This window comes from Nonomuraea sp. CA-143628 (genome assembly GCF_050942315.1).
Lineage (GTDB): Bacteria > Actinomycetota > Actinomycetes > Streptosporangiales > Streptosporangiaceae > Nonomuraea.
Genome location: NZ_CP192072.1, coordinates 4724442 through 4748870 on the forward strand (window position 1 = coordinate 4724442; position 24429 = coordinate 4748870).

The window sequence follows — 24429 nt, forward strand, 5'->3', positions numbered from 1 at the left end:
CGATCGCCCGCTAGGGGCTCTTCTGCCCTCGGTCGAATGCCCCTGTGTGGTTCATGATCGTGGTGACGAGGGTGGCTGTCGCGATGAAGGTACCCCCGCTCCATCCAAGGGCTCCGGCCATCGGCAACCCGTTCTCTCTCGCCACGATGAAGGCGATGAGCGCGATCACCAGCGAGAGAAGCATGTCGATGGTTAAGCAGAGCGCGATGCGCAGGGTGATGCTCACTTCTTTCTCATTTCGGTCCGATGGATCGAGATCGGAGAAAGCGTGCGGCGCTCGGTCGACCTCGGCGACGTCAATGCCCGGACAGGTAGGCCGGGAACTGCCCCTTTCGTCTGTTGATCTAGTGGCAGGCTCAGGCTGGCGTCGGGACGGATCGCCGTTCCGGCGGTGCTCGTCCATCGCCGCCCTAGATTATGGCGGTTCGCGAGCTGCCGCGCAGATGCAGATGCATGTGCATATATGGATTTTCCCCTGCGGGATGACAATCCTCCACCGGCGCGGCTTCTCGGGAGAAATTGCCAATGCGTTTAGGTCTCATAGAAGCACATAATCCACAGAACGTTAATATGTGACTACGTAAAGTATCTGCACGTGCAGGCTGGCCGCTGGGCTGGGTCGGCGGCCAGCCCCCGTACGCCACGCCGCAGGCGACGTCGGTGAGATGCTCCGCACGAGTCGTCGTCATGGCGGAAGACTGACTCCGACACTTGCTCGTGGCTTCCGTAGGTGAATTCCTGCCGTCAGGAGCGCGCCGGTGGGTGCTGGTCGTGACGGCCGTGGCATCGGAGTCGCGCTGTTGGCGGCGCTCCCGGGTCTCCCGCCCCAGGCCAATGTGCGGGTGTCGAACACCGGGCGGGCCATGGCCGGTCGCGGTGGCCGCGCCAACAGCGGGGCGTCGGGGAAGGCGCCGCAGGGTCGGATCCAGGTGGACTGGACGGGGGAGGCCGAGGCGTCCAAGAGCGGCGAGGCCAACTCCGGAGTCGAGCTCGACTGACCTGGTGACCGTCACAGCGTCGGGGCCGCTCTCGTGCGGTCAAGCGCGAGGGCGGCCCCATGTCCGGGGGTGCTCGTCGTGGCCGCTACTTCTTGAAGGCGTCCTTGACCTTCTTGCCGGCGTCCTTGACTTTCTCGCCGGCCTGTCTGAGGCCCCCTTCGGCCTGTTCTGTACGCCCTTCGGCCCGCAGGTCCTCGTCGTCGGTGGCCTTTCCCAGGGTCTCCTTCGCCCGGCCCTTGAGCTCCCGCGCCTTGTTGCGGATCTTGTCATCGGCGCCCATGTCCATGCCTTCCTCGTCGGTTCCCGGAAACTCCCACTTTCCGAACAGGCCGACCAGAAACATGGGGACCGGTCAGGCGAGGCCCCGCCCCGGGTTAGTTGACGCAGTCCTGCTTGTGGAGCCCCAGCGCCATCTCGTACACCTTGCCCTTGTTGAGGAGGAAGGAATAGTAAGCATGCGCCTTGCCGGGGATGTCGACGTACGGGTAGCCGCTGGCGGCCGTCTTCAGCTTGGGATAGGCCTTCTTGATCTGCCGGTACGTGGAGCCCAGTCCGATGCCCTCAGGGGTCTTGGCGCCCTTGGGCGCGAAGATGACCGCGACGCCGTGCTTCTTGGAGATGAAGAGGCCGACGGAGTCGCTGCCTACCGGGTGAGCCTTCAGGCTCCAACCGGTGCAGGTGGGGGAGGCACCGGCCCCGTCGGCGGGCGTGATCTTGCCGGTGGCCTTGGCCGTCTTGGTGCTCATCCCCAGCGTGATGCCCCCATATCCGGAAGGGCCGAAGGCGGCGGGCGCGGTCGCGGCGTGCGCCGCTGGTGCGAGGCCGCCCAGGACCAGCCCTGCGGCCACGGTCACGCCCAATGTCGTGCCCAATACGGTACGGGTCATCGTGTGTGTCGTCATGCACGGTTGGATGCCCGAACGGGGAGTGAAGTTCGCACGCGGCGAGACTCTGACAGCTGCTCCGGGGATCTTCGGACGATGCGGGTGAATTAGGCGACACTGGGACCGAAGACAGCACGGTCGACGCCACCACCCCGCTCCACCCCCTTCCGCCAACAAGGGACGACATGCCGACCACGAGATCGTCATCAGGAACGGACAGTCGCCGGCTCAACGGCCCCATTCTCGTCACCGGTGGCAGCGGCCACGTCGGCTCGCACCTGGTCAGCCGGCTGCTGCTCGACGGTCACCGCGTGCGCGCCACGGTCCGCTCGCCCGCCCGCGAAACCAGCCTCCGCGAGGCGGTGGCCGCGGCCGGCGCCGATCCAGGGGATCGGCTCGACGTCTGCCACGCCGATCTGTCCGCCGACGACGGTTGGGCCGCGGCCACGGCGGGCTGCGCCTATGTTCACCACGTCGCATCGCCGCTGCCCGCCCGTCAGCCGAAGCACGACGACGAGCTGATCGTCCCGGCCAGGGACGGAGCGCTGCGCGTGCTGCGGGCCGCCCGCGACGCCGGGGTGGCGCGGGTGGTGATGACCTCGTCCTTCACCGCGGTGGGATACAGCCGTAAGGCGAGCGACGAGTACGACGAGCGCGACTGGACCGACCCCGCCGACGACAACACGGCCTACACCAGGTCGAAGACGATCGCGGAGCGCGCGGCCTGGGACTTCGTGCGGACCGAGGCCGATGACCTCGAACTGGCCGTGATCAACCCCACCGGGATCTTCGGCCCACTGCTCGGCCCGCACCTGTCGATCTCCACCATGCTGGTCAAGACGATGCTCGACGGGGACATGCCGGTCGCGCCCCGCGTCTTCTTCGGCGTGGTGGACGTGCGGGACGTCGTGGACCTGCACGTGCGGGCCATGACCCACCCCGCGGCGGCCGGCCAGCGGTTCCTGGCCAGCAGCGGCGAGATGATCAGCTTCCTGCGGACCGCCCGGATCCTGAGCGACCATCTGGGCGAGCTCGCGGCCAAGGTGCCGAAGCTGGAGCTCCCCGACGAGCAGGTCAGGGCCGCGGCACGGACGAATCCCGAGTTACGGGCGATGGTCGGCCAGTTGGGCCGCATCCCGGTCGTCCACGCGGACAAGGCTCGTGACGTCCTCGGCTGGCAGCCGCGCGCCCCGGAGGCCGCCATCGCCGAGACCGCGGACAGCCTCATCCGCCTCGGCCTGGTGGCGGGCTGATCCCCGGCCACCAGCCGTTCGGCGAGGTTCGGCGACCGATCGAGATCATGAACCCGAGGGCGGGGTGTGCGCAAAATAGCAGAGCGCTCGCTCTGTAATGGTGTATCGTCGTTTCCGGCGCTGTGAGGTGTGCGGCAGCCTTTCGCCAGGCCGATACTCACCCGATCCGATCTTCCGCGGATCTTTGAGGAATTAGTTCTGGGTCGAAAGTCAGGAGTTTTGATGCTGGCCGGTCTCTCCCGGTCTTGCTCCCTGGCTTTGTCGGAAGCTCACTGCGGGTTGATCGGACAAGACGAGAAGTTCGCTCTGGCAGCTTCGCCGCAGCATGCTCCTGTCCCCGGCGGAGGTTATCCGGCCTTTGGGTCGCGGTCGCATCAAAGGCGCCGAGGCCGAGATTTGATTAGCGCCCATTGAGCACTGCTTCATGGGCCAATGGGATATTCACAATCGACGACCCAAGCGCGATCTAGGAGCGTGAGCATGGCGCCGGAATCGATACCACCCAAGGCTCTGGAAGACAACTGGCCGGGGCTGGAGGCGGAACGAGACGGCGTCACCTACAACGAAAAGGCGATCAGGGAAAGTGCCAAAGCGCTGAGAGAGGCGCTGGGGCGCTTCGTCGGCGAAGGCGGCAGCGCCAAGGGGAGCAGCCTGGCCGCCGGCCAGGGCTCCATCGATGATCTGACCAAGTACGCCGCGCTCGAGGAACTGAGGACCCAGCTGCAGAGCGTTGCCCGGTGGGAGGGCGGTCGCACCTTCGCCAAGATGCTGGAGACCTGCCACCAGGAGTTCACCACGATCTATCGAGAGGTCCAGAAGAACTTCGATATCGCGATTGCGCTGCTCGACGCCGGCGCGGGCAAATACAAGGACGTCAGCGACGCGAACACGGACGGAGCCTAGCCACCCATGGTCCAGAAGACCGACAAGAAGACACACTGGCTCAAGCCCTCCCGCGGCGAGGATTGGACAATCGATAACGACGACCGCAGATTTGAGGAGGTCAGGGACTTCATCAAGGGCATCAGCGTCAAGGAGATTCAGGATGCCGGCGCCTCCTACGTCGACGCGTGTTCGGTCGTCGCCAACGCCCAATGGGTGCTCGGGCAGGAAGCCGAGGCTCTCGCCAAGGTCTGGGAAGGCAAGGCCTCCGTAACGGCACAGCGGGCCCTGAGAACTCTTTACCTAGCGCTCGGAGAACTCTCTGACAAACTGCTGGCGATGGGCCGCCCGCTCGAGACCCTGGCCGGAGTGGTACGCCAACACCAGGAGTCCATCGACGGCGAACTTTCGGAGGCGGAGCGCGAAACCTCGAATTTCGGCCTCAGGCGCGATGGTCACGGCGACCTCGTTTTTAACGGAGTCCTGCAGTCGGGCAAGCATGGCGTGGATTTAACCTGGAAGAATCTGGGCAAGCTTGGTGGACTGCAGCTGGAGGCGTTCAGCAAGGACCTCGAGGCGATCTACAGCACCCTTCCCAAGACGGTGGAGATGGAACTGCCCGCCATCGCCTATCCGGTGGCGCCGCATGAGAAGCCCGAAACGGTCGACTACAGATTCGGCGAGAGGCCGTCCGGCGGAGCCTCCGACCGCTCCCCCTTCCATATGAGCCCCACTGACACTGACCGCTCAGGCGGCGGCCCCGCGTTACCCGCCGGTGTGGACTCTTCCGCACCGCATGGCGAGCGCGCCCACTTCCCTGGTGATCCCGAGGACCGGAGCAAGGACCTCGGCCAAGGGCCGGACAGCCCATCGTCCGGCGCCGTCCCGGGCGGCACGAACGCACCCCGTTGGCCCGTCCTCGACGCGAACGGCAACGACGCATCGCCTGGCGACCCCACCCGCGGCTCGAACGATCCCACGAGCGATCGGCCCACCGACCCGCATACCAAGCTGGCAGACTTCCAGCGCCCCATCGACTCGGACAGCGGCCCGATCCAGTCCACCCCCAAGGGCCCGAACCACTCCGCGGCCACGGGCCCCGGCAATCCCGGCACCGGCATGGGCGGCGGATCGGGAGCCCCGGCGCCGATCAACGGTATTCGGGCCACCACCACGAACGGGACGAGCTCCTCCTTCATGCCGATGAGAGGGATGGGCGGTGCGAGCGGCCAGGAGGAGAAGGAACGCGAATCCGCCACCTGGCTCCACGAGGACGACGACGTCTGGGGCGGCGACATGGACGGTGTGGTCGACGACAGAATCGGCTGATCGCCTGCCAAGCGCCACAGCAAGGCCCGTGTCGTGTGTCCTATCGCCATCACCAGCTGAGAACATGCCGCGTATGACGGTCGGCGACGACCGCGTGGGGTTCGCCGTCGTCGCCGTTGCTCCGCGGTTATCGGTAGGCGCTGGCCTGGAGGGTGTAGAGGTCGGCGTACAGGCCGTCCAGGGACATGAGGGTGTCGTGAGTGCCCTGCTCGGTCACCTTGCCGTGCTCCAGGACATAGATGCGGTCGGCGTAGCGGACGCTGGCCAGCCGGTGGGTGATGAGCAGGACGGTGCGGCCGTCGGAGTGGTTACGGATGCGTTCGAACAGGGCGTGCTCGGCGCGGGCGTCGAGGGCGGCGGTCGGCTCGTCGCAGATGAGCAACGCCGCGTCGCGGTGGAAGCCCCGGGCCACCGCGATGCGCTGCCACTGGCCGCCGGACAGCTCGTGGCCGTCCTTGAAGCGCCGGTCGAGCAGCGTGCGATAGCCGTGGGGGAGGTCGCCGATGACCACGTCGGCCCCGGCCACCTCGGCGGCTGAGTGCAGGGCCGCCTCGCCCTTGTCGGTGCCCATGGTGATGTTGTAGCGGGCCGTGAGCGGCCAGCGGGTGTGGTCCTGTGCGATGACCGCGGTGCGCAGCCGGAGATCGTCGGGGTTGATGTCTTTCAGGTCGGTCTCGTCCCAGGAGACGGTGCCGCTGTCGGGTTCGTAGAGGCCGGAGAGGATCTTGGCGAGGGTGGTCTTGCCCGAGCCGTTCTCGCCGACGAAGGCGACGATCTCGCCGCGCTTGATCTCGATGGACACCTCGCGGAGCGCGGGCTCGTCGGCGCCCGGATAGGTGAAGGACACCTTGTCGGCGACGATGCACTGGAAGGACTCGGGCGCCGCGAGCGGGCGGGGGCCGGGCAGGCGGCGTTCGGCGTCGGCGCAGAACTCCAGGAAGTCGGTGAAGTAGAGGCCCTGCTCGTAAAGGCGGTTGGTGGCGTACATGAGGCTGCTCAGGGATTGCTGACCGGATCTGATCGCCAGGACGGCGGTGCCCGCTACGGCGAGCGGGATCGCGGCGAGAGCCAGCAGGATGCCGAGCGCGACGTAGACCACGCCGCTGCCCAGGCCGCCGAAGGCCTCGCCCACGAGCCGGGCCACCGTCTGCCGTCTGGCCAGCAGCAGGAGCACCTCCTGCTCGGCCTTGGCCACCGCGTCGTACATGCGCAGCAGGAAGCCGCGCATCGTGAACGAGCGGACCTCGGCGGCGGCCTCGCGCTCGGCCAGCAGTTCGGCGATGATCCACTTGCGGCGGCGGGCCGGGATGAGGGAGTACATCGTCGTGTAGCGCATCCGCGCGCTGCGGACCGCGGCCCAGGCGTCGGGCACCACCGCCAGCAGGAGCAGTGGCAGCAGCACCGGGTGGAGGACGCCGAGCACCCCGGCCACGGCCGCGAGGCCGACCACGGCCGTCACCACGTCGATGGCCGAGGACACCACCGAGTCGGCCACCGCCACGCCCCGCATGTTGGCGCGTTCGAGGGAGTCGTGGAAGTCGGGGTCGTCGTAGGCGACCAGATCGACGCGGCTGGTCAGGCCGTAGAGCCGCTCCTCGGTGTGCCGGGAGATCTGGGGAGTGAGGCGGGACTCCGCCCAGCCCGCGCCCGCCTGCATGGCGGTGCGCAGGGCGGCGGCGGTGGCGACCAGGGCGAGGCTGGGCAGCGCGGCCATCACGCGGTCGGGGGTGGGACCCTGGCTGAACAGGGCGGCGAGCACGCCGGTCGTGGCCAGCAGCCCGAAGGCGGTGAACACCCCGCCGAGCAGGTTGAGCGCGACGGTGGCCAGGGTGTCGCGCGGGTTGGCTCCCCAGGCCATGCGCAGCGCCTGGCGCACGAGGGAGGGGAGCCGGCGGGCGATGGTCAGGAAGCTGACTTCCGCCATCTTGTCGGTGTGGGCGTGCCAATCGGCGATGGAGATCTCGCCGAGTTCGAGAGGCTCATCAGACATACGCTCAGTGTGCACTCGGGCACCGACAGTTTCATCAGGTCGTCTGCTCCGCGCTCGCCGCGGGTGCTCGGCGCCGTTCCGTACCACCTGTTCGTCCGCTGTCCGGCCGATCCTGTGACGCCTCGGTGAAGACGTAGACATAGGGGTGGTGCGGCCGTACCGAACCGTCGGCGGCGGCCCGCGCCAGGGCGAGCGCGCCGTCGGCGGAGTTGCCTCGCGGCGGTTCGAAGCGAGCCTCGGGAAGTTGCGTACGGACGGTGCTCTGGAAGGGCTCCATCAGCAGGTCCGCGGCGTCGAACAGCCGGCCGCCCCAGGAGAAGACCGGGTCGAGCCCGGACGCGGCGGCCAGCGCGGTCTGGCCGAGCTGCCGGCCGGCCTCGGTCCAGATCCGCCGGGCCACCGGGTCCCCGTCACGGGCCGCCTCGCCGACGGCCGGTGCGAACGAGGCGAAGTGGTGGGCCGCCGACCCCGCCGCGTACACCAGCGTCACCAGCTCCGAGGGGGGTCCGAAGTGAGCCGTCAGGCGCTCCAGAAGCGCGGGCGACCCGCCGGCCCGGCCGTCATGCGCGCGCAGAGCGGCGTGCAGGCCGCGCATCCCGATCCAGGCGCCGCCGCCGTGGTCGCCGAGCAGGTATCCCCACCCGTCGGACTGGTTCCAGACGCCGTCCAGGTCGGTGCCGAGGGTGATGACGCCGGTGCCCGCGGCGACGACGACGCCGGGCCGGAACCCGAGCGCGCCGACGTGCGTGGTCACCATGTCACCGGTGACCACGAGCGCGCCCAGGCCGAACCGCCCGCGCAGGGCGTGCCAGAGCGTGCCCGGATCCGGGACCAGACCGGGCAGGCCGGTCGTGCCGATCGCCATGCCGGCGAACCGGTCGATCTCCCGGCCGCCCACGGCGTTCTGGACGACCCGGATGATCCGCGCCGCGAGCCGATCGAGGTCGACCCTGCCCTGCACGCGCGGCACCGGGGACGTGTCGTCCCCGGACACGATCGACCCGCCCACCTCGATCCGCACCCTGATCCCGCCACCGCCGACGTCCACGCCCGCCAGGTTCAGCTGCCGCCCGTCAGCGCCGACGTCCACGCCCGCCAGATGAGCCTGGCGCCCGTCAGCGCCGAGGTCCACGCTTGCCAGTCCGCCACCGCCGGCGTTCACGCCTCCCAGGCTCATCCGGCGTCCGCCAGCGCGGCGACGGCCGCACGGACGCCCGGATGCCGCTCCAGCGCGGTCCGCGCCCGCTCGGCCGAGCAGCCGGTGAGCAGCCGTACGAGCGCCTCCGGGATGTCGCCGTCCGCCTCGGCCAGGACCGCGCGGCAGCGCGCCTCCTCCTCGCCCGTCGCCTCGACGAGCAGGCTCACCGCGCGCTCGCCGAGCTTGGCGTTGGTGGCCACCAGCCCGACCATGAGGTTGCCGTACGTCCGGCCCGCCTTGATCATGAGAGCCGTCGAGAACGAGTTGAGTATCACCTTCGTCGCCGTACCGGCCTTGAGCCGGGTGGAGCCGGTCAGCGCCTCCGGCCCGGTGGCGGCGACGACGTTGATCTTGGCCAGCTCGCGGAGCGGAGCGTCCGGGTTGCAGGTGACCAGCACCGTGAGGGCGCCGGCGGCGCGGGCCGCGCGCAGCGCGCCGGCCACGTACGGGGTCGACCCGGACGCCGTGATCCCGATCGCCACACTGGCCTCGTCGAGGACGGCGGCGTCGGCGGCGCCCAGCGCCTCGGCGTCCTCCTGGTCGACGGAGGAGTCGGTGACGGCGGCGAGCCCGCCGGCGAAGTGGGCGGTGAACAGGCCGCGCGCCGCCCCGAAGGTCGGCGTGATCTCCGTGGCGTCCAGCACTGCCAGCCGTCCCGAGGCGCCGGCGCCGAAGTAGTGCACGGTTCCGCCCCGGTTCAGCCGGAGATGTGCTTCGTCCACCGCGCGGGCGAGCTGGTCGCCGGCCGCGCCGACGGCCTCGACCGCCCGGGCGTCCTCCTCTCGCAGCAGGCGGAGGACCTCACGGGACTCCAGGGTGTCGATGTCGGCGGTGCGCGGGTTCCGGCGCTCGGTCGGAGGTACCACCTGGGGCATCGTTCTCCTCATCGATCGTGTTCGTAAATTTGGGTAAGTGAGTGGGCCTGGTCCGCGTAGGCGGTGAACAGCCGGCGTGACTCCGTGGCGAGGTCGCCCAGGTCCCGCGGCGGCGCCGCCGGGCCCTCTCGCAGGAAGAGCTCGGCCCGGTCACGGAGCCGCTCTTCCAGGTCAGCGTCGGGTCCGGCGCCGGGCGTGGCGAGCGCGTCGTTGAGGCCACGCGCCCACAGCTCCCAGCGGTCGCGGTAATAACCGCCGACGAGCCCGCTCCAGTGCCGCCCCGCGTAGTCGTCGAGCAGCGGGCTGGAGGAGGTGCCCCAGACCGTGATGATGCGGCGGGCGTTGTCCCGCAGGACGTCGCGTTCGGCCGGGTCGGCCGCCCATGACAGGGCCTTGGACTCCCAGCGCTGGAAGGTGTACTCGGGGCGAGCGGCCAGCATCCGGTCCAGGTCATCGAAGACGCGCAGGAACCGGTCGACATGGGGCCGGCTGGCCGTACCGAGCGCGGCCGACCGCTCCACGGCGTCGAGGTAGTAGCGGTCGGCGACCCTGACCATGAACGCGATGCCCACCTCGACGAGGTCGTGCCCCAGCGGACCGGTCACCAGGTCGTGATCGTGCTCGGCCACCTCGATCATCCGTTCCCAGGCCGAGGCCAGCTCCGCCGGGTCGTACCAGAGGGTGCCGGTGACGTTGGCGCGCGCCTCGGTCATCCCCGCGTAGGAGGGTTTGGCGGTGAGGACGCCGTTGAACTGCGCGGGGTAGATCCGCAGGCCCCGGGTGTCGTAGACGGTGTTCAGGAGGCCGCGCCAGGCGGTACGCAGCGCGGCCGCGCTCCTGTCGTAGCGCTGGGCGACGAAGGCGTCGAGCCAGGCGTCGAGGTCGGTGACCCGGTTCCAGATCTGGTCGGTCACCAGCTCGAAGAAGACGGGATTGTTGCGGGTGGCCTCCATGGACAGGCCAAGGCCCGTGGGCGGGTTCGGCGCCGCCAGGGCGGTGTCGATCGCGGCCGGCACCCCTCGCAGGTCGGCGACCGGATCGGTGCGGCCGCCGAAGTTGAGCAGCGCGCACCAGAGCCAGGGCTTGCCGGAGAACTCCTCGAATCGCTCCCACAGCGGGTCGTACTCCGCCCACAGGTCCGCGACGAGCATCCGGTCGTTCGGGATCGCGTCGAGGAAGGCGGTGACGCGGTCCTCGGTCCAGAAGTCCCGCTGGTAGGAGAAGGGCCAGGCCTGCATGAGCCAGACCGCGTCCGGATCGGCGGCCCGCAGCCCGGCCAGCGTCGCCGTCGCCACGGCCCCGGGGAAGGAGGGGTCGGCGTCGACCGGGATCATCTCGATGAACGGATCGGCCGCGTACAGGTGATCGGTGCCGAAGAGCTTGATCTGGGCGCGGGCGATCTCGGTGCTCAGCCGCTCGTAGAGCGGGTCGGCCGGGTCGAGGACCCAGGTCTCGAACCCCTGCCAGTCGCGGCGCGCGGCCTTCGACGTCGAGGCGATCTGGTGCGGGACGTGTCCGGTGAAGGCCGGGAGGACGGGTGTCATGCCGAAGGCGCGCTCGCGGTCGAGGATGCGCGCCCCGAGCTCGCGATGACCGTCGATCCAGGACGCGGGGAGCGGGCCGGCGAAGCCGTCCATACACCCCATGAACTGGAACGGAAGGTAGCCTGGCCCGCCAAGGAAGCCACGGATGGTGTGATCGTCGAGACCGAGGAGGGAGTAGGCGTCGTGCAGCGCGGCCTCATGGCCGGTGATGGCGAGCGGCATGGTGATGCCGTGCAGCGCCATCCAGTCGATCTCGCGCTCCCAGTCGGCCCAGTCCCAGTACGGCATGGTGTAGCTGAACGTACAGAAGTTGAAGTAGTAGCCGTCCTGGACCCGCGCCGAGCCCTGCCGGGGCGGGCTGTCCGCGAGGGACGTCAGCCGCAACGGCAGCACGGTGTCCCAGCCCACGGACAGCTCGCAGCATTCACGCAGATAGTGATGGAGGGCGACCGAGGCGCTCACGCCGTCCGTCGCGGCGACGGTGAGCGCTCCGTCCCTCGCCTCGTACTCATAACCACGCCCCGCGCCTTCGCGCGTGACGAAGCGGATCGACTCGGCCACCGGCCCGAGAACGCGGTGGGCGAGACCGCTGACGGTGTCCGCCCACGGCGGGGGCTGCTCGTCGTCACCGGATGACATCGCAGGTCACACCCCTCGACGAATTAGTTCCGTACGGTCCATAATTATTATGCTAGCGTACCCGCAAGTCGAGACCAGGGAGAGGTCATGGAGCAGGTGGTCGCCGTTGGCACGCAGTTCATGCGTGAGGTCAACGCGGGTGCCATCCTGCGGCGGCTGCGGACCGAGACCAGCATGAGCGTGTCCGCGCTGGCCAAGGCGGTCGGGCTTTCGCGGCAGGCGGTCACCCGTTCGCTCAACGCGCTGGCCGCGGAGGGGCTCGTCGAGTTCGGCTCCCTCGATCGCGACTCCAGCAGGGCCGGACGGCCCGCGCAGCTCGTCCGCTTCCGGGCGGAGGCGGGCTACGTGCTCGGCCTCTCGATCAGCCCGCAGGAGCTGCGGATCGCGGTCTCAGACCTGGCCGGTACGGTCGCCGCCTCCGACGCGGTGCAACTCTGCGGCGGTTCCCATGGTCAGCAGGTGGTGGAGACACTGCTGCCCGCGGTGGCGCGCACGCTGGAGGCGGCGGGCATCACGACCGGCGACCTCTGGTTCGCCTCGGTGGGCACGCCCGGCATAGTCGACCCGGCGACCGGGACCATCCGGCTCATCCCGAGCATGCCCGGCCTGACTGGCGACCTCCTTCATCGCCGGATGAAGGAGGTCCTCGGCTGCCCGGTCTACCTGGACAACGACGTCAAGCTGGCCACCCAGGGCGAGCGGTGGCGGGATTCGGAACGCCGCGAGGACTCGCTGGTGATGGTTCACTGGGGCGAACGCGTCGGCGCCGGCATCGTGCTCAACGGCGAGCTCTACCGCGGTGCCTCCAACGACGCCGGCGACGTCGGCTTTCTCGACCTGTTCGCGGCCACGCCTCCCGAGCCCCGCCATCCGCACGGCCTCGGCCCGTTCGAGGACTGGGTCGGCGGCGAGGAGATCGTCCGGCTGGCGAAGGCGGCGGCCGAACGTGACGGCGACGCCGCCTTCCGCGCCCGGCTCGACGCGGCGGGGGAGCGGGCGTTCGACGCCGTGCTGGACGCCGTCGTGGACGGCATACCCTCGGCCCTGGACGCGCTCGACGTGGTCGCCCGCCGCTTCGCCAAAGGCGTCGCGGCGATCCGGGCGATCCTCGACCCGCGGCTCGTGGTCATCGGCGGGCCGCTGGCCAGATGCGGCGAGACACTGCTCGCCGCGGTCCGGCGGCACCTGGCCGAGCAGCCCCTGGACCAGCCGGCCCTGGAGGTCTCGACCCTCCAGGACGACGCCGTCGTCCACGGGGCCCTGCGTCACTCGCTGGAGGAGATCGAGCGAACCAGGTTCGACCTGGTGAGAAGCGGCCGCCAGGAGGTCCGTTGAAGAACCGACTCGGAGTTTGGCGACTCGGAGTTTTGGCGACTCAGAGATAGGCGAAAGGTCATGCACATGGCAACACCAGGTCGGTGGCAGGCGCTCGTGGCGCTCGGCACCGCGGCGACACTCACCCTGACGGCCTGCGCGAGCACCGGCGGCAGCGGGGCCCCGGCCGGGGACGCGGCGAAGAAGATCGACGTATCGACGACCATCCCCAACGACCCGGTCACGCTGACCCTGGCCTACAGCAACGATCCCCCCACCCAGACCCTCATCGACGGCTTCAGGAAGAAGCACCCGAACGTCACCATCAAGCCCCAGATGACGCCGTTCAGCGACTACGTCAAGTCCATCAAGCTGTCGATGTCGGGCGACGCGGCGCCGGACATCGCCCAGTACAACCCGGGTGCGATGAACTCCCTGGTCCCGGCCGGCCTCATCCTGGACCTGGGTCCGTGGAACAAGGCGTACGGGTGGACCGGTAAGTTCCCGCCCTCCAGCCTCGAGATCCTCAGCTCCGACAAGGCGGCCAAGCAGTTCGGCACCGGCGGCCTGTACGCGGTGCCGGGCGGGCTGTCCGTGGTCGGCGTCTACTACAACAAGAAGATGGTCAAGGAGGCACCGAAGACGCTGGCCGAGTTCGAGGCCGCGATGCAGAAGGTGAAGGACTCCGGCCAGACCCCGCTGAGCCTCGGCGCGCTCGCGGTCGGCGGCTTCCACCTGTGGAACGCGCTGCTCAACGTCACGGGCGACGTCGACGCCTACCGGGGCTGGGTCTACGGCAAGCCGGGCGCGACGATCAAGACCGACGCCGCGAAGAAGGCCACCGAGACGATGATCGACTGGTCGAAGAAGGGCTTCTTCCCCGCCGGCGCGAGCGCAACGGCGGACCCCGACGCGCTGGCGAACTTCTCCAAGGGCAAGAGCGCGTTCCTGGTGACCGGCAACTGGGGCGCCACCGCCGTGGAGAAGGAGCTGGGCGACGACGCCGGCTTCTTCCTCATGCCCACGCCGTCGGGCGAGCCGGCCAAGGTCGCCTCGGGGGCGAGCGTCGCCTACGCCATCTCGGCCAAGACGAAGTACCCGAACGTCGCCGCGGCGTTCCTCGACTACCTGAGCTCGCCGGAGGCGGCGAAGATCGAGTTCGACGGCGGGTTCATGCCGGTCGACACCAAGACCGAGGTCGGCGCCCAGGGGCTGCGTGGCGAGATCGCGGCCGCCTTCGCGCCGGTGGCGCAGGCCAACGGGATTGTCCCCTTCCCCGACTACGCCTCTCCCGGCATGATCGACAAGCTGACCCCCGGCATCCAGGGGCTCATCAGCGGCAAGATGACCGCGGACGACTTCCTGAGCTCCCTGCAGGAGTCGTGGGACGGACACCATGGCTCGTGATGTGAGCACGTCCATCTCCCCGCCGCGGGCCACCTCGGCCCGCGGCGGGGAGCGGGTGGCCGTCAGCGGGCGGGCCCGCCCGCGCCGGCGCGGCGGACGGGCGCGCGGCTGGCTGTACGTGCTGCCCGCCCTCGCCGCCTACCTGGGGTTCGCCATCTGGCCGGCGCTGAACACGGTGCGCCTGTCGTTGCTGAACTGGGACGGCATCCTGCCCGCGACCTTCGCCGGCCTGGACAACTACATCAAGATATTTCGGGATTCGGCGCTGTATGAGGCCATCCTGCACAGCCTCATCCTGATCGTCTTCTTCTCGTTCATCCCCATCGGTGTCGGGCTGTTCATGACGGCCCTGCTGATGGGCAAGGTGCGCCGGGGGATGACGTTCTTCCGGACCGTGTTCTTCCTGCCCCAGGTGCTGCCGCTGGTGGCCGTCGGCATCACCTGGCGCTGGCTCTACAGCGAGTCCGGCGTCGTCAACCAGGTCCTCGACCTGGTGGGGCTGGGGGCGATCACCCGCGCCTGGCTGGGCGACTACGGCCTGGCGCTGGTCGCGCTCGGGCTCATCGGGAGCTGGGTGATGAGCGGGCTGTGCATGATGCTCTTCCTGGCCGGCGCGCAGAAGATCGACCCGTCCCTGTACGAGGCGGCCACGCTCGACGGCGCGAGCGCCTACCGGCAGTTCCTGCACGTCACCCTGCCGGGGGTGCGCAAGGAGATCACGATCGCCGGCGTCATCACCACGATCGCCGCGCTGGCCAGCTTCGACCTCGTCTTCACCACGACGAACGGCGGCCCGGCGGGGCAGACCAACGTGCCCGGCCTGCTGGTCTACCGACTGGCCTTCAACGAGGGCGACATCGGCGGTGCCAGCGCGCTGGCCGTCGTGCTGACCGTGATCGTGCTCGCCGTCGTCGGTGCCGTCCGATACTTCACCAGGGATGAGAGTTGAGCATGCGCGGCAGTGTCGGTATCGGGATCGGTGTCCGGTACGGAGTGCTCGTCCTGATGGCGGCCATGATCCTGGTGCCGTTCGTCGGCATCATCCTGGCCGCCCTGCATCCCCCGGGATCGCAGCTCAGTGGGCTGAGCATCCCTGACCGGTGGTCGTGGGAGAACTTCGCCCTGGCCTGGGAACGGGGCCATTTCACCGTCCTCATGCGCTCCAGCCTGCTGATCGCGGTCTTCGTGGTGCCGATCGCGGTGGTGTTCGCCACGCTCGCCGGCTATGGGCTGACGGTCCTCAAGGTGTGGGGCAACCGGGCGCTGTCGTTCGGGTTCGTGCTGGGGCTCACGCTGCCGATCGAGGTCATCGTGGTGGCCCTCTACTTCAACCTGCGCGAGGTCGGTCTCACCAACTCCTACGTCGGCATCATCCTGGCCGAGGTGGCGCTGTTCATGCCCTTCGGCGTGTACTGGATGCAGACGCACTTCTCCAACATCCCCGACGAACTCGTCGAGGCGGCCCGCATCGACGGCGCCCGGGACTTCATCGTGCTGGCGCGGGTGCTGCTGCCCATCTCGTGGCCGCAGATCACCACGCTGTCGGTCCTGTACTTCATGTGGTCGTGGAACCAGTTCATGCTGGTCCTGGTCATGATGCAGGACCCGGATCGGCGTACCGCGCCGGGCGGCCTGGGGCTCTTCGTCGGCCAGTACACCACCGACATCCCGCTGCTGGCGGCGGCCTGCCTGATCGTCGTCGCGCCGATCGTCATCATGTACCTCATCTTCCAGCGCAGCTTCGTCAACGGCATCACCCAGGGCGCCATCAAGGGCTGACCAGGATCGCCCTGCCGCCGCCCGTGTTCGAGCACCGGGCGGCTCTTGGCGTTTCCGTACGCGCACGTCCCGGCTCATTTTAAATCAGTCGCTTGACTTAACGTTGTGACCCCGGTTAACTGACCACGAACCGAAGGAGGTTCTCGCGGAGGGCACCTCCACCACCCGTTGAGGCACAGGAGGGACTCTCGATGAAAGTGCGCGTGGACGAGGACAAATGCTGCGGCGCGGGCACGTGCGTGATGCTCGCGCCGGAGGTGTTCGATCAGCGGGAAGAAGACGGGATCGTGATCCTGCTCGACGCCGAACCGGCCGAGCAGCTGCACACCACGGTCCGCGAAGCCGCCAGCATGTGCCCGGCGCTCGCGATCGAGCTGAGCGGGAACGCGTGAGCGCTCCCTCCAGCGTTCTGGTGGTCGGCGCCTCGGCCGCCGGGCTCGCCACCGCGGAGGCGTTGCGGCGCAAGGGCTACCAGGGCGGTCTGACCGTCCTCGGCGCGGAGCCGCACCTGCCCTACGATCGGCCGCCCCTGTCCAAGCAGGTCCTCTCCGGCGCCTGGGACCCCGAACGGGCTCAGCTACGACCGCGGACCGCTCTGGACGGCCTGGACGCCGAGTTCGTCCTCGCCGATCCGGCCGTCGGCCTGGACGTGACCGCACGCACCGTGCACACCGCGGCCGGACGGGCCCTGCGGGCCGACGCCATCGTGGTGGCCACGGGACTGCGCGCCCGGACCCTGCCCGGGCAGGCGGATCTGACCGGCGTCCACGTACTGCGCACTCTGGACGACGCGCTGGCCCTGCGCGCGGATCTGCTGACCGCCTCGCGGCTCGTGGTCGTGGGGGAGGGCGTGCTCGGCGCCGAGATCGCCGCCACCGCGCGCGGTCTGGGCCTCGAGGTCACCATGGCCGGCCCCCTGGCGGCGCCGCTGGCCGGCCAGATCGGGCCCTCGGTCGCGGGACTGCTCGCCGAACTGCACACCGAGCGCGGCGTCCGCCTGCGGCTCGGTGCCGGCGTCGACCGGCTCACCGGCCAGGACGGCAAGGTCACGGGCGTGCGCCTGGTCACCGGCGAAGTGGTGCCGGCCGACGTGGTCGTAGTGGCGATCGGGTCCGACCCGGCGACCGGCTGGCTGGCCGACAGCGGCCTGCGGGTGGACAACGGACTGGTGTGCGACTCGCGCTGCCGCGCGGCCGAGGGCATCTACGCGGTCGGCGACGTGGCCCGCTGGCAGCACGACAGGTTCGGCACCCTGCTGCGGCTGGAGAACCGGACCAACGCCACCGAACAGGCCGGCGCCGTCGCGGCCGGCATCCTCGGCGACGACCAGCCCTACTGCCCGGTGCCCTACTTCTGGACCGACCAGTTCGACACCAAGATCCAGGTCCATGGCGTGCTGCCCGCCGACGCCGAGGTGACCGTGGTGGAAGGCGAGCGTTCGGCCCGCCGGTTCGTCGCGCTCTACCGCAGCGAGGGCAGGGTCACCGGCGTACTCGGCTGGAACATGCCCAAGCAGACCCGCCTGCGCCGGCAAGAGGTCGTCGACGCGCTCCCCGCCTTCGTCTCCACCCTCTGACCTTTCCTTGGAGAACCTGATGACCAGCACGTTGGACACCCCGGACTACCCGATGACGAGGGCGGCCGGCTGCCCGTTCGATCCGCCCCCGGCGCTGCGGGAGAAGCAGAAGGAAGGCCCGCTCACCAAGGTCCGCCTGTGGGACGGCAGCACGCCGTGGCTGGTGACCCGTTACGCCGACCAGCGGGCGCTGCTGGCCGACCCGAGGGTCAGCGCCGACGCCTACCAGCCCGGCTATCCGAGCCCGACCGCCCTCGTCGGCTCGGGATCGCCCATCAGCTTCATCATGATGGACGACCCCGAGCATGCCCGGCTGCGTCGGATGGTAACGGCGCCGTTCACCATCAAGCGGGTGGAGGCGATGCGGCCGGCCGTACAGAAGATCGTGGACGATCTGATCGACGACCTGCTGGCCGGGCCGAAGCCGGTCGACCTCGTGGAGGCGTTCGCGCTGCCGGTCCCGTCCCTGGTGATCTGCGAACTGCTCGGCGTACCGTACGCCGACCACGACTTCTTCCAGGACAACAGCAAGACCATCATCAACCGGGACGCCGACCCCGAGCAGCGGGCGGCCGCCCTCGGCCGGCTGGCCGGCTACCTGGACACGCTGCTGGGCGAGAAGCTCGCCAGCCCCGGCGACGACCTGCTGTCCGGGCTGACCGAGCGGGTCAAGAGCGGGGAGCTGTCCCAGCGGGACGCGGCCGGGATCGGGGTGCTGCTGCTGATCGCCGGGCACGAGACGACCGCGAACATGATCGCGCTGGGCACGCTCGCCCTCCTGGAACACCCCGACCAGCTGGCCCTCCTGCGCGACACGGCGGATCAGAAGCTGGTCACCTCGGCGGTGGAGGAGCTGCTGCGCTACCTGCACATCACGCACAACGGGCGGCGCCGGGCGGTGCTGGCCGACATCGAGATCGCCGGGCAGGTCATCCGCGCCGGCGAGGGGCTGATCATGGCCAACGACATCGGCAACCGCGACCCCGACGCCTTCCCCGACCCCGACCGGCTGGACCTCCAGCGCGACGCCCGCCACCACGTGGCCTTCGGCTTCGGCGTACACCAGTGCCTGGGCCAGCCGCTGGCCCGCATGGAGCTGCAGGTCGTCTACAGCACCCTCTATCGGCGCATCCCCACCCTGCGGCTGGCCACGGACCTGGACCAGATCCCGTTCAAGCACGACGGGTCCGTGTACGGGGTCTACGAACTCCCCGTGACCTGGTGACCTTCCCCCACAACGACGATCAAGAGGATCCCATGAAGGTCATCATCGACCAGGACAAGTGCGTCGCCTCCGGGCAGTGTGTGGTCGCCGCGGCGGAGGTGTTCGACCAGCGCGACGAGGACGGCATCGTGGTGCTGCTCAACCCGGACCCGCCGGCGGACCAGGCCGCCGACGTCAGGCATGCCGCGGTGGTCTGCCCGGCGCTGGCCATCCACATCGAGGACTGACACCCGCACCGGCTACCGCGAGCGGCCGGCCCGAACGCTGGATCGGCCGCCGTGGTGCCTGTGGTTCGCTGTTACGCGCTTGGCGCGCGGCTGGGTAGGAGTGGCTCCCACCAGGGGCGATTGTCGCGATACCAGGCGACGGTCTCCGCCAGGCCGGTGTCGAAATCCTTGCGCGGCCGGTAGCCCAGCTCGGTGCGGGCCTTGGCGCAGTCGACCGAGTAGCGGAGGTCGTGGCCCTTACGGTCTTCTACGTAGGAGACCTGGTCCCAGTCGGCGTCACAGGCTTTGAGGAGCAGGCCGGTGAGCTCCCTGTTGGTGAGCTCCGTGCCGCCGCCGATGTTGTAGATCTCGCCGGGACTGCCTCCGGAACGGACCAGTTCGATGCCCCGCACATGGTCGTCGATGTGCAGCCAGTCGCGGGTGTTGCCCCCGTCGCCGTACAGCGGCACCCGCCGGCCGTCGAGCAGGTTGGTGATGAACAGGGGAATGATCTTCTCTGGGAAGTGATGGTGGCCGTAGTTGTTGGAGCAACGGGTCACCCGTACGTCGAGACCGTGGGTGCGGTGATAGGCCAGGGCGAGCAGGTCGGAGGCCGCCTTCGAGGCGGAGTACGGGGAACTGGGCCGCAGCGCGTCGCTCTCGAGCGAGGAGCCCTCCGTGACCGAGCCGTAGACCTCGTCGGTGGAGACGTGCACGAAAGTCCTGAGCCCACTGCGGACCGCCGCGTCGAGCAGGGTCTGGGTGCCGGTCACATTGGTGCGCACGAACTCGGCGGCGCCCATGATGGACCGGTCGACATGCGACTCGGCCGCGAAGTGGACCACCTGGTCGTGGCGGGCGACGAGCTGGTCGACGAGTCCGGTGTCGCATATGTCGCCCTGGACGAAGGTGAACCTCTCGCTCGTACGGACCTGCTCGAGATTCGCTGGATTGCCGGCGTAGGTGAGCTTGTCGAGAACGGTGATCTCCGCGTCCCCGTCGGCCTCGCCGAGCAGGGTGCGCACGTAGTGGGAGCCGATGAAGCCGGCGCCGCCCGTCACCAGGATCCTCATCGGGTGATCTCCTTGGGTCACGATCTGTCTTTCGCCGTGGAAATCATATCGCCGGTAAACCGGGCGCAACCGTTTAGTGGCCGATATAGGGGGGCGCGGGAGGATGGCTAGGGGGTGAACGAGGGTCGTCTTGGAGTCCATTCCGATGTGCAGCGGTGTGATGCTCGGTGCACGAATATCGACTCCGGCTACCGGTTTTCCCTGACGAAGGGTATTTCGTGAAAGGCATAATTCTGGCCGGCGGGCACGGGACCCGGTTGTATCCTATTACGCTCGCGGTCTCGAAACAGCTCCTGCCGGTGAACGACAAGCCGATGATCTATTATCCCTTGTCCGTGCTCATGCTGGCGAATATCAGAGAGATCCTGGTGATCTCCACCCCGGAGGACCTGCCGAACCTGGCACGCCTGCTGCGGGACGGCTCCCACCTCGGGCTCGACATCAGCTACGCCCGCCAGGACGAGCCCGTCGGCCTGGCCGACGCCTTCATTCTCGGCGCCGACCATATCGGCGACGATTCCGTGGCGCTCGTGCTCGGCGACAACATCTTCCACGGAAATTCGTTCTACGACATCCTCCAGGAGAACACCGCAGACGTTGACGGCTGCGTGTTGTTCGGCCATCCGGTCAGCGATCCCGAGCGCTACGCCATCGCCGAGAGGGACGCGCTCGGCGGGCTCGTCTCCATCGAGGAGAAACCCGCGCACCCGCGTTCCAACTGCGCCGTCGTCGGCCTTTATCTCTACGACAACGACGTCATCGACATCGCCAAGAACGTCCAGCCGTCCGCTCGCGGAGAGCTCGAGATCACCGATGTCAACCGGGTGTATCTCGACCGGGGCAAGGCGAAGTTCGTCGAACTCGGCCGCGGGTTCGCCTGGCTCGACGCGGGCACGCCCGACTCCATCCTGCAGGCCAGCCAGTACGTTCACATGCTCGAAGCCCGGCAGGGCGTACGCATCGCCTGCATCGAGGAGATCGCGCTGCGGATGGGCTACATCGACGCCGAGCAGTGCCACCGCCTCGGCGCGGAGCTCCTGCCCTCCAGCTACGGCAGGTACGTCTGCGCCCTCGCCACCGAGTTCCGCCATGCCCGTCAACCGGCCGGCTCATTCTCCTAAAACCCCTAGAGATCGCCGATGGCCGGCCACTCCCGGCCACGATCACCGGAGGTACCCGACATGACCATCCCCTCCGCCGCCTCACCCCCGCCCGGCCGTGGACCCGTGGAGGTCGCGCTCGAAGGCGGCCCCGCCGATGTCCCGCGAACGCTCCGCGTCATGCACGACGTGGTCTCGGATGGAAAGATAAAGATTCCACGCAATGGCGGGTACGAGCATTTCGAACGGGTCGGCGCATCGCCGGAGTCCGGCGATGCGCCGCTGTTTCGGTGGACCACGCGGACCAAAGTGGCTGAATGAACCGGCCCAAGGCGCACAGCGCCTTACCGCGGTTCGGGGAGCACCGCGCCTTCTACGGGCTCAGGGTGCACAACGCCTCTCACGGATTCGGGGCGCACGGCGCCTTTCCGAGAGGCCGGTCTCACAGCGCTTTTCGCAGGCCCGGTCCGATGTCGGTCGAGCCGGAATTCTCCCGTTCCTCGACGAAGACGGCCACCCCGTCGAGCAGGCGGCGGAGACTGAACCAGAGCCATTCGTCGATGTGGGCTATTTCCTCCTGTCTCTCCAGCAGGCTCGACAGCATGGGGAACTGCCCGGATTCGAGGATCTCCGACAGCATCGGCATCTTGGCGGCGCGCCACTGCCGCGTGGTGACGCCGGTGCGCCGTTCAGCCTCCCATTCGCTGACGCGAAGCAGGGCGGCGCCTTGTACCTGAGCGCTCACGGCGATGGTCACCCAATGCATCATCACCGGATCGAGGCCGAGGCCGTCCAAGGCGCCCATGGCCCGCTCGAGGTCGGCCAGAATGTTCGGCCCGAGCGGAGGTTGCGGGGTGGCGATGACCTGCAGCACCCATGGGTGGCGCGAATAGAGTCTCCATTCGCGCAGCGCGGACAGTTCGAGCCGGGCGCGCCAGTCGTCCGGAACGGGCGTCAAATTCTTGTCTTCGCCGTGTACGCGATCGACCATCAATTCGATCAAGGCGTCCTTGCTCGACACGTATCGGTAGAGAGACATCGTGCCGACGCCCAGGTCCGCCGCCACCCGGCGCATGGACAGCGTCTCCAGGCCTTCGGTGTCGGCGATCTCGATGCCGGTGCCCACGATGCGTTCGAGAGTGAGCCCTTCGCGAGGCTCCCGCGGGATCGGCTCGGGCTTGGTGGGCTTGTCGACTTCCATGACCGGTTCCGCGGGGGGACCTTCGGCGAGTGGTCCTTCGGAACAGGGCAGGGCACGTGCCGCCACACGCGCTCTGTACGCCCGACCCTGGCACGACCGCGAGCAGTATCGCGGACGTCGCCCCCGAGGTGCGGCATACAACGGTCTGCCGCATTGTGCGCAGGTGAGCATCTGGCCTCACAGATTTTGTCACGCGCATATTGATATGTAGTGAAATTATATCACACGAAGTCGTGATGAAACTGATCGGCGCGTGTGATGAAATGCCCCCGGCTGCCACCAAAATTGCGTGATATATACCCGCTGGTGTCTCTTTGTCGGAATTTATTCCTCGATAAGGATCTTGAAGCCGGTCGAAGGCAAGTCTGAGTACGTCGTATGCACGCGTACACGCTATCCGAGGAGTGTGGGATGGAAACGGCTTCGACGACCGCTGGACGACGGGAGTGGGTGGGACTGGCGGTTCTGGTCCTCCCCGTCCTGCTGATCTCCATCACCGTCACGGTCCTCTACTTCGCGCTGCCGTTCCTCAGCGCGGAGCTCAAGCCGAGCGGGCCCGAACTGCTCTGGATCGTCGACATCTATGCCTTCTGGCTGGCGGGCCTGCTGCTCGTCATGGGCACGCTCGGCGACAGGATCGGCCGCCGGCGCCTGCTGCTCCTCGGCGCCGCCGTCTTCGGCGTCACCTCCGCCGTGGCCGCCTACGCGCCCAGCGCCGAGATGCTCATCGTCCTGCGCGCCCTGCAAGGGGCGGCGGCCGCCACGCTCATGCCGTCCACCCTGGCCTTGATCCGCAACATGTTCCACGATCCGCGCCAGCGCCGGCTGGCCGTGGCGATCTGGGCGGCCGGGTTCTCCGGAGGCAGCGTGCTCGGCCCGATCGTGGGCGGGTGGATGCTGGAGAGATTCTGGTGGGGCTCGGTGTTCCTGATCAACGTGCCGATCATGGCCCTGCTGCTGGTGCTCGGTCCTATCCTGCTGCCGGAGTATCGCGATCCGGGGGCGGGCCGGCTCGACGTGTTGAGCACCGTGCTGTCGCTGGTGGCCGTGCTCCCGGTCGTCTACGGGGTGAAGGACATCGCCGAGCAGGGGCTGACCCCGACGGCCGCGCTGGCCATGGTCCTGGGCCTGGCGGCCGGCGCCTCGTTCATCTGGCGGCAGCGCGCGCTGGCCGACCCGATGCTCGACCTGCGCCTGTTCGCGAACCGGGCCTTCGGCATCTCACTGATCACGAGCACGCTCGCGATCTTCGCCCTCATGGGACTGTTCTACTTCATCGCCCAGTACCTGCAACTGGTGCTGGGGCTGCGCCCGTTCGTCGCGGGGATACTGACGCTGCCCGCCGCGGGGATGGCCCTCGTCGGATCGATGCTGGCCGTGGCGGTGGTGCGATGGCTCCGACCCGGATTCGTCATCGGCGGCGGCATGTTCGTCGCCGGTCTGGGGTTCGCGGTGCTCTCGCAGCTCGAAGGCGAGCCGGGTGTGCAGACACTCGTGATCGGACTGGGCCTGCTGGGCCTGGGCCTGGGCGCCGTACAGGCGGTGGCCTCCGACCTGGTGATCGCGGTGGCGCCGCCGGAGCGGGCCGGCTCGGCGTCGGCGGTGCTGGAGGCCGGCACCGAGTTCGGCGCCGCGCTCGGCGTCGCCGTCCTGGGCAGCCTGGGGTTGTTGATCTACCGCTGGACGTTCGAGGTGCCTGTCGACCTTGCCGGTGAGGCCGCCCAGACGGCGCGTGAGACGCTCGGCGGGGCGGTCCAGGTGGCCGCCCAGTTGTCGGGCCCCGGGCAGGAGGCCCTTCTCCAGGCGGCGCGTACGGCCTTCACCGAGGGCATGCGGGTGGCCGCGCTGTCGGGCACGGCCATCCTGGTGGCCACGGCGATCCTGGCCACGATCCAGCTCCGGCGGGTGTCCATCGAGGAGAAGAGCCCCGATCGGGCGATATGAGGATCCGCGATG

The 24429-nt window shown here is 68.8% G+C and carries 24 protein-coding genes; 15 read left to right on the forward strand and 9 right to left on the reverse strand.

The window, feature by feature from the left end; all coding sequences use genetic code 11:
- Positions 1-10 precede the first annotated feature (10 nt).
- Positions 11-226 carry a hypothetical protein gene (locus tag ACQP2T_RS21740; protein WP_433517930.1) on the reverse strand — a complete coding sequence of 72 codons (216 nt, stop codon included), beginning with the start codon at positions 224-226 and terminating at the stop codon, positions 11-13.
- Between the two features lie 532 nt (positions 227-758).
- Here ACQP2T_RS21740 and ACQP2T_RS21745 point away from each other — a divergent pair.
- Positions 759-998 (forward strand): hypothetical protein, encoded by a 240-nt coding sequence (locus ACQP2T_RS21745; protein WP_433517931.1) that lies wholly within the window; start codon positions 759-761, stop codon positions 996-998.
- Between the two features lie 85 nt (positions 999-1083).
- Here the strand turns inward: ACQP2T_RS21745 and ACQP2T_RS21750 are convergent, their stop codons facing one another.
- Both ACQP2T_RS21750 and ACQP2T_RS21755 read right to left on the reverse strand, forming a co-directional pair.
- Positions 1084-1341, reverse strand: coding sequence for a CsbD family protein (locus ACQP2T_RS21750; protein WP_433517932.1), 258 nt, complete (start codon positions 1339-1341; stop codon positions 1084-1086).
- A gap of 31 nt (positions 1342-1372) precedes the next feature.
- Positions 1373-1900, reverse strand: a complete 528-nt coding sequence (locus tag ACQP2T_RS21755) for a hypothetical protein (protein WP_433517933.1) — start codon at positions 1898-1900, stop codon at positions 1373-1375.
- A gap of 167 nt (positions 1901-2067) precedes the next feature.
- On the opposite strand from ACQP2T_RS21755, the gene ACQP2T_RS21760 reads away from it, so the two are divergent.
- The 3 genes from ACQP2T_RS21760 to ACQP2T_RS21770 all read left to right on the forward strand — a co-directional run bounded on the left by ACQP2T_RS21760 (position 2068) and on the right by ACQP2T_RS21770 (position 5346).
- Entirely contained in the window at positions 2068-3135 is a 1068-nt protein-coding gene (locus ACQP2T_RS21760; protein ID WP_433517934.1) for an NAD-dependent epimerase/dehydratase family protein, read from the forward strand.
- Positions 3136-3615: 480 nt separating this feature from the next.
- The gene (locus ACQP2T_RS21765; protein WP_433517935.1) at positions 3616-4038 is read left to right on the forward strand and encodes a hypothetical protein; all 423 of its coding nucleotides are present in this window, start codon (positions 3616-3618) and stop codon (positions 4036-4038) included.
- A 6-nt stretch (positions 4039-4044) separates the two neighbouring features.
- A complete protein-coding gene (locus tag ACQP2T_RS21770; RefSeq protein WP_433517936.1) occupies positions 4045-5346 on the forward strand; it encodes a hypothetical protein in 1302 nt (433 codons plus the stop codon).
- A 127-nt stretch (positions 5347-5473) separates the two neighbouring features.
- On the opposite strand, the gene ACQP2T_RS21775 is transcribed toward ACQP2T_RS21770, so the two are convergent.
- From ACQP2T_RS21775 to ACQP2T_RS21790, 4 genes are read right to left on the reverse strand one after another with little or no spacing between them, the layout of a single operon-like run.
- The gene (locus tag ACQP2T_RS21775) at positions 5474-7336 is read right to left on the reverse strand and encodes an ABC transporter ATP-binding protein (protein ID WP_433517937.1); all 1863 of its coding nucleotides are present in this window, start codon (positions 7334-7336) and stop codon (positions 5474-5476) included.
- 34 nt (positions 7337-7370) lie between these two features.
- On the reverse strand, positions 7371-8498 hold the full coding sequence (locus ACQP2T_RS21780; RefSeq protein ID WP_433517938.1) for an N-acetylglucosamine kinase: 1128 nt from the start codon (positions 8496-8498) through the stop codon (positions 7371-7373).
- A gap of 11 nt (positions 8499-8509) precedes the next feature.
- Entirely contained in the window at positions 8510-9409 is a 900-nt protein-coding gene (locus tag ACQP2T_RS21785) for an N-acetylmuramic acid 6-phosphate etherase (protein ID WP_433517939.1), read from the reverse strand.
- An 8-nt stretch (positions 9410-9417) separates the two neighbouring features.
- Complete coding sequence (locus tag ACQP2T_RS21790) at positions 9418-11592, reverse strand: alpha-N-acetylglucosaminidase TIM-barrel domain-containing protein (protein WP_433517940.1); 2175 nt, start codon at positions 11590-11592, stop codon at positions 9418-9420.
- 87 nt (positions 11593-11679) lie between these two features.
- On the opposite strand from ACQP2T_RS21790, the gene ACQP2T_RS21795 reads away from it, so the two are divergent.
- The 8 genes from ACQP2T_RS21795 (at position 11680) to ACQP2T_RS21830 (ending at position 19120) form a co-directional block, all read left to right on the forward strand.
- Positions 11680-12927: an ROK family protein gene (locus ACQP2T_RS21795; protein WP_433517941.1), complete on the forward strand. Its 1248-nt coding sequence runs from the start codon at positions 11680-11682 to the stop codon at positions 12925-12927.
- A 66-nt stretch (positions 12928-12993) separates the two neighbouring features.
- Entirely contained in the window at positions 12994-14313 is a 1320-nt protein-coding gene (locus ACQP2T_RS21800) for an ABC transporter substrate-binding protein (protein WP_433517942.1), read from the forward strand.
- Positions 14303-15262, forward strand: a complete 960-nt coding sequence (locus ACQP2T_RS21805; protein WP_433517943.1) for a carbohydrate ABC transporter permease — start codon at positions 14303-14305, stop codon at positions 15260-15262. Before ACQP2T_RS21800 ends, ACQP2T_RS21805 begins: the two co-directional genes overlap by 11 nt.
- A gap of 2 nt (positions 15263-15264) precedes the next feature.
- Positions 15265-16092: a carbohydrate ABC transporter permease gene (locus tag ACQP2T_RS21810; RefSeq protein ID WP_433517944.1), complete on the forward strand. Its 828-nt coding sequence runs from the start codon at positions 15265-15267 to the stop codon at positions 16090-16092.
- A 191-nt stretch (positions 16093-16283) separates the two neighbouring features.
- Positions 16284-16484 carry a ferredoxin gene (locus ACQP2T_RS21815; RefSeq protein WP_433517945.1) on the forward strand — a complete coding sequence of 67 codons (201 nt, stop codon included), beginning with the start codon at positions 16284-16286 and terminating at the stop codon, positions 16482-16484.
- Entirely contained in the window at positions 16481-17668 is a 1188-nt protein-coding gene (locus tag ACQP2T_RS21820) for an NAD(P)/FAD-dependent oxidoreductase (RefSeq protein WP_433517946.1), read from the forward strand. The genes ACQP2T_RS21815 and ACQP2T_RS21820 overlap by 4 nt, the downstream gene beginning before the upstream one ends.
- 19 nt (positions 17669-17687) lie before the next feature.
- Complete coding sequence (locus ACQP2T_RS21825) at positions 17688-18893, forward strand: cytochrome P450 (RefSeq protein ID WP_433517947.1); 1206 nt, start codon at positions 17688-17690, stop codon at positions 18891-18893.
- A 32-nt stretch (positions 18894-18925) separates the two neighbouring features.
- A complete protein-coding gene (locus ACQP2T_RS21830; protein ID WP_433517948.1) occupies positions 18926-19120 on the forward strand; it encodes a ferredoxin in 195 nt (64 codons plus the stop codon).
- Positions 19121-19191: 71 nt separating this feature from the next.
- Here the strand turns inward: ACQP2T_RS21830 and rfbB are convergent, their stop codons facing one another.
- Positions 19192-20172, reverse strand: a complete 981-nt coding sequence (gene rfbB / locus ACQP2T_RS21835) for a dTDP-glucose 4,6-dehydratase (protein ID WP_433517949.1) — start codon at positions 20170-20172, stop codon at positions 19192-19194.
- A 218-nt stretch (positions 20173-20390) separates the two neighbouring features.
- Between rfbB and rfbA the strand changes: the two genes are divergently transcribed.
- Positions 20391-21293 (forward strand): glucose-1-phosphate thymidylyltransferase RfbA, encoded by a 903-nt coding sequence (gene rfbA, locus ACQP2T_RS21840; protein ID WP_358549851.1) that lies wholly within the window; start codon positions 20391-20393, stop codon positions 21291-21293.
- A 60-nt stretch (positions 21294-21353) separates the two neighbouring features.
- Positions 21354-21593, forward strand: a complete 240-nt coding sequence (locus ACQP2T_RS21845; protein ID WP_433517950.1) for a DUF5988 family protein — start codon at positions 21354-21356, stop codon at positions 21591-21593.
- Positions 21594-21714: 121 nt separating this feature from the next.
- Here ACQP2T_RS21845 and ACQP2T_RS21850 read toward each other — a convergent pair whose 3' ends face one another.
- Positions 21715-22473: a TetR/AcrR family transcriptional regulator gene (locus ACQP2T_RS21850; RefSeq protein WP_433517951.1), complete on the reverse strand. Its 759-nt coding sequence runs from the start codon at positions 22471-22473 to the stop codon at positions 21715-21717.
- A 411-nt stretch (positions 22474-22884) separates the two neighbouring features.
- Between ACQP2T_RS21850 and ACQP2T_RS21855 the strand changes: the two genes are divergently transcribed.
- Positions 22885-24417 carry an MFS transporter gene (locus ACQP2T_RS21855; protein WP_433517952.1) on the forward strand — a complete coding sequence of 511 codons (1533 nt, stop codon included), beginning with the start codon at positions 22885-22887 and terminating at the stop codon, positions 24415-24417.
- Positions 24418-24429 lie beyond the last annotated feature (12 nt).